This window comes from Mesorhizobium sp. ES1-6, from assembly GCF_020164775.1.
Classification (GTDB): Bacteria; Pseudomonadota; Alphaproteobacteria; order Rhizobiales; family Rhizobiaceae; genus Mesorhizobium.
Window position 1 is genome coordinate 111,616 of sequence record NZ_JAIUGU010000004.1, and the last position, 13,621, is coordinate 125,236.

The window sequence follows — 13,621 nt, forward strand, 5'->3', positions numbered from 1 at the left end:
TGACAGTTTCACGAATATGAAAAAATCTAACCGGATTTCAAATTTTCAGGCAGGTCATGTCGGCCATCATTGCAGCCCGAACGCCAGAGGCCCGGTCTTCATCGGGTTTCCGGGCTGCCATGTTACTGCCCGGCGCGCTGGTCACCTTCCTCCTGATCCTGTTCGCGCTTGGCCTCGTGCTGTTTCTCGCTTTCCGCGGCAATGACGGCTCGCTGCTCGGCGTCGGGCTGACCGGCGAAAACTTCCTCACCGTGGCCACCGATCCGCTCTACTGGACGGTGACATTGCGCTCGCTGATCATTGCTGGCCTGGTGACGGTGGCAACCGTCGTCACTGCCTATCCCGTCGCCTACTACCTGGCCTTCCACGCCGGCCGCCGGCGCGGTTTGCTGCTGTTCCTGGTGACGCTGCCGTTCTGGACCAGCTATCTCCTGCGCGTCTTCGCCTGGAAGATCGTGCTCGCCTATAACGGTGTCTTGAATTCGGCGCTGATCGAAAGCGGCATCTGGTCCGAGCCGACGCTGGCCTTCCTCAACACGCCGGCCGCAGTCGTCGTCACGCTCGCCCATGCCTATGCGCCGTTCGCCATCCTGCCGATCTACGTGGCGCTGGACACGATCCCGAAATCCCTGCTCGAGGCCGCTTCCGATCTCGGCGCAAAACCCTTTACCGCGTTCCGTCGCGTCGTATTGCCGAATTCGATGCCAGGGGTGCTGGCCGCTGCCCTCGTCGTCTTCGTGCCGACGGTCGGCGACTATGTCACACCGGCCATGGTCGGCGGCCCGGCCAGCACCATGATCGGCTCGCTGATCCAGTCGCAGTTCGGCAAGGCCAATGACTGGCCGTTCGGCGCCGCGCTTTCGGTCTGCGTCATGCTGGTGATCCTGCTCGTGGTGCTGGTCGCGCGCGGCGCCGACCGCCGGTTTGGCAGCCGCACATGAACGCAGGGCGCGCCAGCATGAAACGGGATGGCCGCTGGCTCGGCCTCTATGTGCTTGCCTATCTGGTCTTCCTCTATCTGCCGGTGCTGCTGATCCCGCTGTTTTCCTTCAACGATTCCATCCAGGCCGCGTTTCCCCTGCAGGGCTTCACGCTGCAATGGTATGCCACGCTCCATGGCAATCCGGCACTGTCGGGTGCGCTCGTCAACAGTCTCGTCATCGGCGCCATCGCGGCCTCGGGCGCCACGCTGTGCGGCATCACCGTGTCCTACATGGATCTCTATGGCCGCTCGCCGCTTGCCGCCACGATTAGCGCCATCGCGCGATTGCCGATCCTCATTCCCGGCGTCATCGTCGGCATATCGCTGCTGATCCTAGTCAACCTCGTCGGCCTCGGGCCATCGCGTGTCGCCATCGTGCTCGGCCATATACTGGTCGCGTTGCCGACCACCGTGGTCGTCATGCGCAGCCGTTTCGCCGCCATCCCGAAGACCGTTCGCGAGGCGGCGCTCGACCTTGGCGCTTCCGACTGGACGACGTTCCGGCGCGTCATGCTGCCGCTCAGCCTGCCTGCCGTGCTGTCGGCCTTCATGCTCGCCTTCCTGATTTCGTTCGACGAGTTCATCGTCGTCTTCTTCCTCGCTGGCACCGAGCCGACACTGCCGCTCTACATATGGAGCCAGCTGCGCTTCCCCCGCTCGCTGCCGACCGTCATGGCCTTGGGGACGGCGATCCTGGCAGTTTCCTTCATCATCGCCGGCACCGCCGAGATCCTGCGCCATCGCGGGCTTGGCGCCACGCGACGCAATCCAGCCTGAACCAAAACAAACAGAGAGGAGAACGAAAATGGCATTCCACCTGAAATCGCTAACCGGACACAAGGCCAGGGCCGGCCTCGCGGCCCTAGCGCTCGCACTGTCGTCGACCGTGGCGCTCGCCGCCGAGAAGCTGCAATACTTCACCTGGTCGGGCTACGAACTGCCCGATTTCAACAAAAGCTTCCTTGCCGCGCACCCCGATAGCGTCGAGGCCTCGATCTTCGGTGACGACGACGATGCCTTCACCAAGGTCAAGGCTGGCTTCCGACCCGACATCGCCCATCCCTGCTATGACAAGGTGGCGCGCTGGAACAAGGAAGGCTTGCTGCAGCCGATCGACACCAAGCGCATCAAGAACTGGGATTCGATCTTCCCGGTGTTCAAGAACCTGCCAGATCTGCAGGCCGGCGACGGCAAGGTCTGGATGGTGCCGTGGGACTGGGGCAACACCTCGATCCTCTACCGCACCGATCTGGTGAAGAACCCGGAAACCAGTTGGAACCTCCTGTGGGACAAGCAATATGCCGGCCGCATGGCGACCATCGACGCGGTGCACGACACGCCGATCGTCGCCGCGCTTCTGGCCGGCGTGAACCCGTTCGACATGACGGCCGAGCAGATGGACAAGGTGGCGGCGAAACTGCGCGAGCAACGCCCGCTGCTGTCGAGCTACACCACCGACATGACCTCGGTCGAGCAGGCGCTGGCCAGCGGCCAGCTGGTCGCCGCCATGACCTGGAACGCATCGGCCACGTCGCTGAAGAAGCAGGGCGTGCCGGTCGAGTTCATGAAGCCGAAGGAGGGCATGCTGACCTGGGCCTGCGGCTTCGTCATGCTGAAGGACGCCAAGAATGTCGATCTCGCCTACGACTTCATCAACAGCCGGCTGGATGCCGACTCCGGCAAATACCTGATCCAGTCCTATGGCTATGGCAGCTCGCTCTCGACCGCTTTCGCCGGCGTGCCGAAGGAGGAGCTTGAGAAGCTGCAACTGCCCTCCGACCCGGAAGTGATGCTGAAGAGCACGATCTTCACCGGCCCGATGAAACAGAATGACGATATGGCGAAGATGTTCGAGAAGGTGAAGGCTGGCGGGTAAGCTGAGACAGAGTCGGGTTAATTGCGGAAGTCAGCGCCGCCCCTCATCGCCCTGCCGGGCACTTCTCCCCGTATAGTGACGGGGAGAAGGGGCTGGCCGCAATGTCGGCTCGCTTCTTGCGGCGTTGGCGATTGGCGAAACGAGGGACACAGTGCCCCTCGCCCCGTCACTATGCGGGGAGAGGATGCCGGCAGGCAGGTGAGGGGCAGCGCTGACGTCGCGGTAAGGTTCGGCCCGATTTTGCAGCTGACTTTAGTCAGGCCCGAGCCGCAAATATCGCAACGAGGACGTGCACATGGACATGCTGGACGAAGCCGCCGAAGAACCCAAGGACGATGCCGACATTCGCGTCGGCCGGCGCGTGCGGGCGCGCAGGCTGGAGCGCCGTCTGTCGCTGGCCGATCTCTCGGCAAAAGCCGGCATATCGATCGGCGCCCTTAGTCAGATCGAGCGCGGCATGTCCTCGCTGCGCGTCAAGGTGATCTGGCCGCTGGCGGCTGCCCTCGACATCGAGCCGTCGGCGCTGATCGCCGACGGCAATGACGCTGTCAACGATCTCTATTGCGTGCGCGCCGACAAGCGGCGGTCGATCCCCGTCAGGTCGGAAGGCATCGCCAAGGCGCTGCTGTCGCCGCCCGGCGCCACGCTGACCGGCATGCTGGTGACAGTGGAGGCCAATGGCGGCACCGCGGAAGCCTATGCGCATGCCGGCCACGAGTTCGGCTTCGTGCTTTCGGGTGAGGTTGAACTGGTGGTGGATTCGACGAAATACGGGCTGAAGAGCGGCGACAGTTTTGCGTTCAAGAGCACGCTTTTGCACGCCTTCCGCAATCCCGGCGCGGAGCAGTGCCAGATCCTCTGGGTCAACACGACCAAACCCTCCGAGGTTCGCGATGGCGCTTGATCCCCTCGTGCGGCTGCGGGCGGTGTCGAAAGTATTTCCGGGCGGCATCGTCGGGCTCGATGCCGTCGATCTCGACATCGTTGGCGGCGAATTCCTGACCCTTCTGGGACCGTCCGGTTGCGGCAAGACCACCAGCCTGCGCGTCATCGCCGGCTTCGAAAGCCCGTCGAGCGGCGAGGTGCTGCTCGGCGGCCGCGACATCACCGCGCTCCGGCCCTTCGACCGGCCGGTCAACACCGTGTTCCAGGACTACGCCCTGTTTCCCCATATGAACGTTGCCGAAAATGTCGGCTTCGGCCTGTCGCTGCGCAAGCTGACCGGCGGCGAACAGGCAAGGCGCGTCGCCGAGGCTCTCGACATGGTCGGCCTTGCCGACAAGCTGCGCGCCCGCGTCTCCGAATTGTCGGGCGGCCAGCGCCAGCGCGTCGCGCTTGCGCGTGCCATCGTCTGCGAGCCGCGCGTGCTCTTGCTCGACGAGCCGCTGTCGGCGCTCGACGCACATCTGCGCGAACAGATGCAGGTCGAACTGAAGCGGCTGCAGTCGCGGCTTGGCACCACCTTCGTCATGGTCACCCACGACCAGACCGAGGCGCTGTCGATCTCCGACCGCATCGTTGTCATGAACAAGGGCGGCATCGAGCAGATCGCGCCGCCGGCGACGCTTTACGACCGGCCCGCGACGAAGTTCGTGGCAAGTTTCATCGGCACCATGAACCTGCTGCAGTCGCGCTTTGTCGGCCGCGATGGCGAGCGCCTGAGGTTCACCGCCGGCGCCCTGCCGCTGGAAGCTGTTCCCGACACGGCCGATCAGCCCCAGGAGGGCGAGGTCCGCACCATAGGCGTGCGCCCCGAGGATCTGCTGGCGGCCGCCGAGGCCGCGCCCGGCACGGCGCCGGCGCGGGTCAACAGCATCGTCTTCCATGGCCGCACGTTGCGCCTGCATGCCGAATTGGGGCAAGGCATGCCCGTCGTCATCGACGCGCCGCGCCAGGCCGAGGGCGTTCAGTTCAGCGCGGGCGACGTGGCGCATATCAGCCTCCGCCGTGGCGCCAACTGCCCCATGCTGCCCAGCTAACTGCCGAAAGCATAGGGATCGCACCTGCTCTAAGCGGTTCTTCGGGGGCTTTCGCCCCAGGTGACCGCCCAAACATGATCGGGACAGTCCGCCGGCTGAGCCTCGGCGACAATCATCCGACCGCCCGGGAAAAATCATCCCAACTGATGCGATCTGATGGGGTCGTTGATGGCGTCGCGTCAGGCGCCAACTACATCTGCAGATGGAGGCTTGCCATTCGTCGAAAAAGGGGATGCTCTTGAGGCTCCGAGCGGCGCTGGCAAAAGACGCGGGTCCGGCCGAAGCCGGAACAAGGGACGGATCATCTTCAACCGGGAGGAAATCAAATGCTGACAAGACTGAGACTTGTGCTCTACGGCCTGCTTATCGCGCTGACCGTCATTCCGGCAGCCGCGCAGGCCAAGACGTTCTACTGGATCTCACATGGCGGGCCGGCCGACCCGGTCTGGACCTACTTCCTTGCCGGCGCCAAGCAATGGGCCAAGGACACCGGCAACACCGTCAACACCTCGTTCCACAATGGCGACGTCGCCTCGCAGCAGGAAGCGGTTCGCGCCGCCCTCTCCGCCAAGGCCGACGGCATCGTCACCACCAGCCCCGATCCGGGCAGCCTTGTCGAGATCGTCAAGGAAGCGCGCGCGGCCAACATCCCGATCATCAACTTCAACACGCCCGATCCCAAGGCCAATTTCAACGCCTATGTCGGCGGCGACAACGTCACCTTCGGCAAGCACTGGGCGCAGTATCTGGTCGACAAGGGCCTGGTGAAGAAGGGCGATTTCGTCTGGATGCCGGTCGAAATCCCCGGCGCCACCTACGGCGTGCAGGAAGAGGAAGGCATCAAGAGCGTCTTTGGACCGCTTGGCATCACCTATGAAGTGACCGAGGCGACGCTGGACCAGGCCGAGGTGATCAACCGCATGGTCGACTACCTCACCGCCCACAAGGGCAAGGTCAACGCCATCATCGGCCTCGGCGACCTCGTCACCGGTTCGATCAAGCGTGTCTTCGACCAGGTCGGCGTCAAGCCGGGCGAAATCCCGGTCGTCGGCTGGGGCAACTCGCTCGACACCACCCAGGAAGTGCTGAACGGCTATGTCAACGCCGGCCAGTGGCAGGATCCACAGGCGACCAGCTATGTCGCGCTGTCGCTCGCCAACATGGCGGCTAGCGGCATTCCTCCGGGCTTCAACGTCATCACCGGCGCGCTCTACGAGAAGGACACCGCGGCGGTCTACGACAAGATCCTGTCCGGCAAGTAATCCGCGATCCCTGGCGCCGCGCATTTCGGCGTGGCGCCAGACATCTCCCTGCGCCGCGACATGTCCGCCCGATGCGGTGGAGAGTGCGGCCCGCTCCAACCATGTCGCGGGTTCCCAGTGGAAAATCATTCGCTCATCCAACGCCTGATCGCGCGGCCGGAATTCGGACCGTTCGTGCTGCTCATCGCCGAGATCGCCGTTTTCTGGGGTTTCAACCACGACTTCCTGTCGCCGCAGAACATCTCCAACACGCTGGCCTTCACCGTCGAACTCGGCCTGATCGCACTGGCGATGACGCTGCTGATGACGTCGGGCGAATTCGACCTTTCGGTTGGGTCCCTGTTCGGCTTCTCGCCGGTGCTGATGTGGACGCTGTTCAATGCCGGCGTCACCTCGCTGGAAATGGGCTTCGTCGTCGCGCTGCTGGTTGCGGCTTTGATCGGCCTGGTCAATGGCTGGTTCGTCACGCAGCTCAAGATCCCTTCCTTCCTGGTGACGCTCGGCATGCTTTTGGTGGTGCGCGGCAGTGCGCTTTTCATCACCGACGGATTTCCGCAGCGCACCTGGAGCGCCGAGGGCAGCTGGCTGGCGGAGGCGCTGGTCGGCGACTTCTTCATCGGGCCCTTCCGCATCTACATGTCACTGTTCTGGTTCATCGCAGCGGCGATCGCGCTCGGCTATGTCCTGACGCAAAGCCGGACCGGCAACTGGATCCAGGCGGCCGGCGGCAATCCCAACGCGGCGCGCGCCCGCGGTGTCAACGTCAACCGCGTCAAGGTCGGCCTGTTCGTCCTGTCGTCGGTCATGGCCTCGCTTGCCGGCGTCATCTCCTCGCTGCGCACATCCGCCGCCAACCCCAACAGCGGCACCGGTTACGAGCTCGAGGTGATCGCCATGGTGGTGATCGGCGGCACGGCGCTGACCGGCGGGCGCGGCACCATCATCGGCACCGTGCTCGGCATCCTGATCCTGCGCGTGATGCGCAACGGCATCGTGCTGATCGGCGTGCCCGGGCTTGCCTACAACATCTTCATCGGCGCCATCATCCTTGGCATGATGGCGTTGCATTCATGGCTGGAACGCCGGCACCAGGCGGGGACTTGAACCATGGCCGAGCCATTGATCCGCATGCAGAACATCCGCAAGTCCTATGGCCGCGTACAGGCGCTGGTGGATGCCAATTTCCATGTCAACGAGCGGGAGATCGTCGGCCTGCTGGGCGACAATGGCGCCGGCAAATCGACGTTGATCAAGGTCCTCTCCGGCGCCGTGCCGCTGACCAGCGGCGACATCTTCATCCGCGGCAAGAAGGTCACCTTGCGCAGCACCAGCGATGCCATCGCCCACGGCATCGAGACCATTTACCAGGACTCCGCCTTGGTCACGCAACTGTCGATCGCGCGCAACCTGTTCCTGGGACGTGAGCCGATCAAGCCGCCGCGCTTCCTCAACCGCATGGACCAGGAGGCGATGAACACGGTCGCCCGCGACCTGCTCAAGCAGGTCGGCATTTCCAAGAACATCCCGCCGACGACGCCGATCGGCTCGCTCTCCGGCGGCGAGCGCCAGGCGGTGGCGATCGCGCGCGCCATGCATTTCGACAGCGACCTCATCATCCTCGATGAACCGACCAACAATCTCGGCGTCGCCGAAACGCAAGGCGTGCTGAGCTTCGTGCGCAGTGCCCGCGATTCCGGCCATTCCTGCATCTTCATCGCGCACAACATCCACCATGTCTTCCAGGTGGTCGACCGCATCGTCGTCATGCGCAGGGGCAAGGTGGTTGCCGACAACATCGATCCGAAGACGACCACCGTGACGGAAGTCGAGCGCATCATCACCGGCATGTCGGACAAGGACATTCGCGACGCCCTCGGGCACTGAGGGAGCATCGACGCATAGGGTCGCGGCATGAAGGCCACCGTCTCCGACATCGCCAGGAATTGCGGGCTGTCGACCGCGACGGTCGACAGGGTGCTCAACAATCGGCCCGGAGCGAGCGCGGCCAACCGGCAACGTGTCATGGAGGCCGCCAAGCAGCTCGGCTACCTGCCGGTCGCCGGCCAGGTGACGCTGCCATCGAAACCCGCAAACCTCGAATTCTTCCTGCCGATCGGCTCCAACGCCTTCATGCAGGATCTGGCGAAGCACATCGAGGACTACGCCTCACGGCTGCCGCTTGTGGCGTCCTGCCGGATCCACAATCTAGCCGGCATCTCGCCCAATGCCCTGCAGACGGCGGTCGAAAAACTGTCGCTGCGGGCCAATGGCGTCGGTGTCATCGCCGTCGATCATCCCAGGACACGCAACATATTGCGCGACGTGGTCGAGGCCGGCATCCGTCTGGTGACGCTCGTGTCCGATATTCCGACAGCGCCGCGCTCGGCCTATGTCGGCATCGACAACCGCGTGGCGGGACGGACGGCGGCGCTTTTGATGGGACGCTTCCTCGGCGGCCGCGAGGGGCGGCTGGCGATGGTGGTCGGCTCGCGCTCCTATCGCGGCCATGAAGAGCGCGAGATGGGATTCCGCTCGGTGCTTGGCGAGGAATTTCCCAACCTCACCGTCAGCAGCGCCGTCGAGATCAATGACGAGCCTGACGCCAGCTATGCGGAGACCATGAAGGCGTTGCGCAACGAACCGGAACTGCTCGGCATCTATTGCGTCGGCGCCGGGCGCTCCGGCATTGCCAAGGCGATCAGGGAAGCAAGGCCCAACCGCAAGCCGGTGTTCATCTGCCACGACCTGACCAGGGAAACGCGCGGCTATCTCGTCGACGACCTCGCCGACGTCGTCATCGACCAGAACGCCAGGCTGATCGCGGAACAGTCGGTCATCCAGTTGCTCGGCTCGATCGCATCGTCGGCGCCCTATCTCACGCGCAAATTCATCGAGCCGCGACTGATTTTCAGGGAAAATGTGCCCGTCCAGTGAGACCGGGCGGCCTGGGCAAACCGCGTTCCCATATTGGTATGATAATTGGCACGGCAAATCTGCACAGCAGCTATGCACAATTCATTGTTGCCGAATCATTGGGCAACTCGTAGGTTCTGGTTGTCGGCCATCTACTCCTCCCAGATGCGATGCCGACGCTGAATGGGGTGCACCTCCTCCCGCGCCACATTCGAAATCGAGCCCGCTGCCACCTCCTCCCGGCAGCGGGCTTTTTTCGTTCCGGGCATAATCACGAGCGCCGCCGGCACATAGCTCCGCCAGTCCTCGACCACGGGATCGCGCGGTCGTCGGCAGTCGGGCAAATATCAGCCTGCCGCGGTTCCCCTGAAGGAAACGATCAGCCCTTCGGCCATACGCACGAACTGCGTGCTCGGACCCTCGGCACCGACGGTCTGCACGCTGACCCGCGCGCCCTCGAACAGCAGCGACAGCGTATCGGCGAGAAGCTCGGCCTGGCCGATGCCGGCATCCCGGCAGAGGCCGACCAGGCGTTCGCGCTGGGCTTCCTTGAGTTCCTTGATCACGCGCCTTGCCGGATGATCGGGCTCGGTCAGCTCAGCGGCGGCGTTGGCCATGTCGCAGCCGCGGCCGTCGGTGTTGAGCATGGCGGCGGCCTTGCGGACCCAGGCGTGAAGTTGAGCGAGTTTGTCGCCCGGATGCTCGGCCTCGAACGCCTCCCACATCGAGCCAGCTTTCAACGCGTTGGCACGCAGGCATTCGACGATCAGTTCGTCCTTGGACTCAAAGTGACGATAGAGCGTCATCTTGTTCGTGCCGGCGGCCTCGGTGATGGCGTCGACGCCGACGCCCTTGATGCCGTGCTTGTGGAACATGTCGCGTGCCGTCTCCAGGATCCGATCCCGGGGACGAGAGCGCTCCACGACGCCGTCTGTCATCATGATCTCCTTTCGTTTCCAAAAAACCCTCGGCCACCTCTTGACTAGGGTGTTACCGGTCTGTAACTTCCAGCATGTTACTTACTGGTAACACCTATAGCGTCCGTCGTCAATAACAAGGTCGTGAACTGGTCCTACCAGATCGAGATGGACGAAGAGATTGCCAATCATGCGGCCTCGGCCGGTGACGAGATGAAAAACGGTTCGCGAGCATGGGCTGCGAATCGACAGACAAGGAGCCGGCCAATGCCACAGCGCCGCGATCTTACCATAGATGAGGCCGTCCGGGATCCGATGATCCGGCTGGTCATGAAAGCAGATGGGGTCGACCCCCGCGCCTTCGAGAAAATGTTGCGCTCGCTCGCCGATGGGCAGCGTCGCGAAGTGCCGTTGCTGCGTTCACGGGAAGTCTCCCGTGACGGGCAGGGCCAGTTGTCCAGGGTCGCCAGCGCCTTCGGGCGGGCAAGAGCGGCCGGAGAGGCGTGCGTGTCGTGGTAAACTTCTTCATCCATCGTCCGATCTTCGCCTCGGCGATCGCCATCATCATGGTGCTCGCCGGGACGATTTGTTATTTCCTGCTGCCCGTCTCGCAGTTTCCCGACATCACGCCGCCCCAAGTCGTGGTCAGCGCCCACTATCCAGGCGCCAGCGCGCAAGTGGTGGCCGATACGGTGACAACGCCGCTGGAGCAGCAGATCAACGGCGTGCAGGGCATGACCTACATGTCGTCGACAAGCTCCAATGACGGCTCGTCGACCATCACCATCACCTTCGATGTCGGCTATTCCTTGAGCACCGCCGCCGTCGACGTCCAGAACCGCGTCTCGCAGGCCGCCTCCTCGCTGCCGGCGATCGTCAACCAGGGCGGCGTGACGATCAAGAAGCAGAACCCGAACTTCGTTCTCATCGTCAACCTGACCTCGCCCGACCATTCCGTCGATCCTGTGGCGCTCTCCAACCTTGCCTATCTGCAGGTGGTGGATCCGCTGAAGCGACTGCCGGGCGTCGGCGACGTGCAGATCTTCGGCGAACGGCGCTATTCGATGCGCGTCTGGCTCGATCCCGACAAGCTCGCCAATCTCGGCATCACAGCCGTCGATGTGCAAAATGCCATCGCCGAGCAGAACGTCCAGGTGGCGGCCGGCAAGATCGGCCAGTCGCCGGCGCCTGCCGGCACCGCCTTCGAAATGCAGGTCAATGCCGTCGGGCGGTTGAGCGACCCCAAGGAGTTCGGCGATATCGTCGTGCGTGCCAACACCGATACGGGTTCGCTGGTACGGCTGCGCGACGTCGCCCGTATCGAGCTCGGCGCGCTGCAATATTCGTCGTCGGCCTTCTTCGGCAAGGACCCGACCGTGGTGCTCGCCGTCTATCAGATGCCCGGCTCCAACGCGCTCGATCTGCAGCAGCGCGTCAAGGACAAGATGCAGGAACTGTCGGCGCGTTTTCCCAAGGGCGTCGACTATGCGATGCACTACGATACGACGCGCTTCGTCTCGGCCTCGATGCATGACGTGCTGATCACGCTCGGCGAAGCCCTGGTGCTCGTCGTGGCGGTGGTGTTCATCTTCCTGCAGAGCTGGCGCACGACCATCATCCCGACCATCGCCATCCCGGTGTCGCTGGTGGCGACGCTGGTCGTCATGGAGATGATGGGTTTCTCGCTCAACATGCTCTCGCTGCTTGGCATGGTGCTGGCGATCGGCCTTGTCGTCGACGACGCCATCGTCGTGGTCGAGAATGTCGAACGACAGCTCGAGGCCGGACTGAAACCACTGGCGGCGACAAAAGCCGCCATGGCCGAAGTCACCGGTCCGATCATCGCCACGACAGCGGTGCTGATGGCCGTGTTTGTGCCGGTTGCCTTCATTCCCGGTGTTTCCGGAAAGCTCTACAACCAGTTCGCGTTGACGGTGGCGATCTCCGTCGGCATCTCGGCCTTTAATTCGCTGACGCTCAGCCCGGCGCTGAGTGCCGCCTTCCTGCGCCATCGCGGCGAGACGCAGTTTGTTCTGTTCCGCTGGTTCAATACGGGCTTCGACAGGCTGTCACATGCCTACGCCCATGGCGTGCGCTTTCTCATCCGGCTGCGCTGGATCATGCTCGGCCTGTTCGCGGCCGGCCTGGTCGCCACCTACTTCGTCTGGCAAAAGCTGCCCTCGACCTTCCTTCCGGTCGAGGACCAGGGTTATTTCTTCGTCGTCATCCAGTTGCCGGACGGCGCCTCGCTGGAGCGCACCGATGCGGTGGCCCAGAAGGCGCGCGATATCCTGCAGGCGACGCCCGGTGTCGACATCGTCGGCTCGATCAGTGGCCTGAACTTCCTGACCAGTGCGGCGCAGTCGAACTCGGCGGTCGAGTTCGCCATCCTCAAGCCATGGGAGGAGCGTGGCCCCGACCAGAGCGCATCGAAGCTCGTCGCCGACGTGCGCGGCAAGCTGATGCAGATTCCGGAAGCCTTCGCGCTCTCCTTCGATCCGCCTTCCATCCCCGGCATCGGCACCACGGGCGGCTTCGAATTCGTTGTCGAGGACCTTACCGGCCGCGGCAGCACAGCCCTCAACGACGCCACGCAAGCGGTGATCGCCGAGGCGCGCAAGCAACCGGAAATCAATCCGCAGCAGCTGTTCTCGCCGTTCTCGACCTCGACGCCGCAGTTCAACTACGATCTCGACCGTGCCAAGGCGAAGCTGCTCGGCCTCAACCTCCCCGACGTCTTCAACACGCTGCAGATCTACCTCGGCTCGCTCTACGTGAACGACTTCAACCTGTTCGGCCGCACCTTCCGGGTGACCATCCAGGCCGACAAAGATTCACGTGCGGGTGCCGCCGATATCTCACGGCTCTATGTGCGCAATGCTTCCGGAGGCATGGTGCCGCTCAGCACGCTGGGCAAGCTGGTGCCGTTCGTCGGCCCGGAAACCGTGCCGCACTACAACAACAACGCCTCGGCCACGATCAATGGCGGCGCCGCGCCCGGTTATTCGTCCGGACAGGCGGTCGCCGCGATGGAACGGGCCGCCGCCACTGCACTGCCCAGGGATTTCGGCTTCGAATGGACCGGCATCACCTTCCAGGAGCTCAAGGCGGGCTCGATCGCGTCGGTTGTCTTCGGCCTCGCCATCGTCTTCGTCTTCCTGATCCTGGCGGCGCAGTATGAGAGCTGGGCGATGCCGTTCATGGTGCTGCTGGCGGTGCCGCTCGCCCTGTTCGGCGCGTTCGCCGCGCTTTGGGTACGCGGCATGCAGATCGACGTCTATTCGCAGATCGGCTTCGTCATGCTGATCGGCCTGGCGGCCAAGAACGCCATCCTGATCGTCGAGTTCGCAAGACGGCGGCGCGAGGAAGGCCTCAGCATCGTTGAGGCGTCGATGGAAGCCGCGCGGCTGAGGCTGCGGCCGATCCTGATGACCGCGTTTGCTTTCATCCTTGGCGTGGTGCCGCTGATGATCGCCACCGGCGCGGGTGCGGCAAGCCGTCAGTCGATCGGCACCACCGTGTTTGGCGGCATGGTGGCGGCGACCATACTGTCGCTGGTGTTCGTGCCGGTCTTCTACGCGGTCATCGAACAGCTGCGCGAACGGCGCGGCGGCGACGAGCCCGCTTCTCAACACACTGAACCAACTGCCGAAACCGCCTTCCCTCCCCTGGCGCAAGCGGCTGAATAAGAT

Annotated in this window: 12 protein-coding genes; 11 read left to right on the forward strand and 1 reads right to left on the reverse strand. The window is 63.7% G+C overall.

Features of this window, described 5'->3' with window-relative positions; all coding sequences use genetic code 11:
• The first annotated feature begins 56 nt into the window (after window positions 1-56).
• The 9 genes from LB564_RS12660 (at window position 57) to LB564_RS12700 (ending at window position 9,033) form a co-directional block, all read left to right on the forward strand.
• Window positions 57-941, forward strand: coding sequence for an ABC transporter permease (locus tag LB564_RS12660; RefSeq protein ID WP_224538053.1), 885 nt, complete (start codon window positions 57-59; stop codon window positions 939-941).
• Window positions 938-1,759, forward strand: coding sequence for an ABC transporter permease (locus tag LB564_RS12665; protein WP_224538055.1), 822 nt, complete (start codon window positions 938-940; stop codon window positions 1,757-1,759). Before LB564_RS12660 ends, LB564_RS12665 begins: the two co-directional genes overlap by 4 nt.
• A 28-nt stretch (window positions 1,760-1,787) precedes the next feature.
• Window positions 1,788-2,858, forward strand: a complete 1,071-nt coding sequence (locus tag LB564_RS12670) for an ABC transporter substrate-binding protein (RefSeq protein ID WP_224538058.1) — start codon at window positions 1,788-1,790, stop codon at window positions 2,856-2,858.
• A gap of 295 nt (window positions 2,859-3,153) precedes the next feature.
• Complete coding sequence (locus tag LB564_RS12675) at window positions 3,154-3,762, forward strand: helix-turn-helix domain-containing protein (RefSeq protein WP_224538060.1); 609 nt, start codon at window positions 3,154-3,156, stop codon at window positions 3,760-3,762.
• Window positions 3,752-4,837, forward strand: a complete 1,086-nt coding sequence (locus LB564_RS12680; RefSeq protein ID WP_224538063.1) for an ABC transporter ATP-binding protein — start codon at window positions 3,752-3,754, stop codon at window positions 4,835-4,837. Before LB564_RS12675 ends, LB564_RS12680 begins: the two co-directional genes overlap by 11 nt.
• A gap of 326 nt (window positions 4,838-5,163) precedes the next feature.
• Window positions 5,164-6,099 (forward strand): substrate-binding domain-containing protein, encoded by a 936-nt coding sequence (locus LB564_RS12685; protein WP_140705709.1) that lies wholly within the window; start codon window positions 5,164-5,166, stop codon window positions 6,097-6,099.
• Window positions 6,100-6,216: 117 nt separating this feature from the next.
• Entirely contained in the window at window positions 6,217-7,203 is a 987-nt protein-coding gene (locus tag LB564_RS12690; RefSeq protein ID WP_140705708.1) for an ABC transporter permease, read from the forward strand.
• A 3-nt stretch (window positions 7,204-7,206) separates the two neighbouring features.
• Complete coding sequence (locus tag LB564_RS12695; RefSeq protein ID WP_224538065.1) at window positions 7,207-7,983, forward strand: ATP-binding cassette domain-containing protein; 777 nt, start codon at window positions 7,207-7,209, stop codon at window positions 7,981-7,983.
• A 27-nt stretch (window positions 7,984-8,010) separates the two neighbouring features.
• Window positions 8,011-9,033, forward strand: a complete 1,023-nt coding sequence (locus LB564_RS12700; protein ID WP_224538067.1) for a LacI family DNA-binding transcriptional regulator — start codon at window positions 8,011-8,013, stop codon at window positions 9,031-9,033.
• Between the two features lie 326 nt (window positions 9,034-9,359).
• Here the strand turns inward: LB564_RS12700 and LB564_RS12705 are convergent, their stop codons facing one another.
• The gene (locus LB564_RS12705; RefSeq protein ID WP_224538698.1) at window positions 9,360-9,950 is read right to left on the reverse strand and encodes a TetR/AcrR family transcriptional regulator; all 591 of its coding nucleotides are present in this window, start codon (window positions 9,948-9,950) and stop codon (window positions 9,360-9,362) included.
• A 123-nt stretch (window positions 9,951-10,073) separates the two neighbouring features.
• On the opposite strand from LB564_RS12705, the gene LB564_RS12710 reads away from it, so the two are divergent.
• Complete coding sequence (locus LB564_RS12710) at window positions 10,074-10,448, forward strand: hypothetical protein (protein ID WP_224538069.1); 375 nt, start codon at window positions 10,074-10,076, stop codon at window positions 10,446-10,448.
• Window positions 10,442-13,618, forward strand: a complete 3,177-nt coding sequence (locus LB564_RS12715; protein ID WP_140705920.1) for an efflux RND transporter permease subunit — start codon at window positions 10,442-10,444, stop codon at window positions 13,616-13,618. Before LB564_RS12710 ends, LB564_RS12715 begins: the two co-directional genes overlap by 7 nt.
• The last annotated feature ends 3 nt before the right edge of the window (window positions 13,619-13,621 follow it).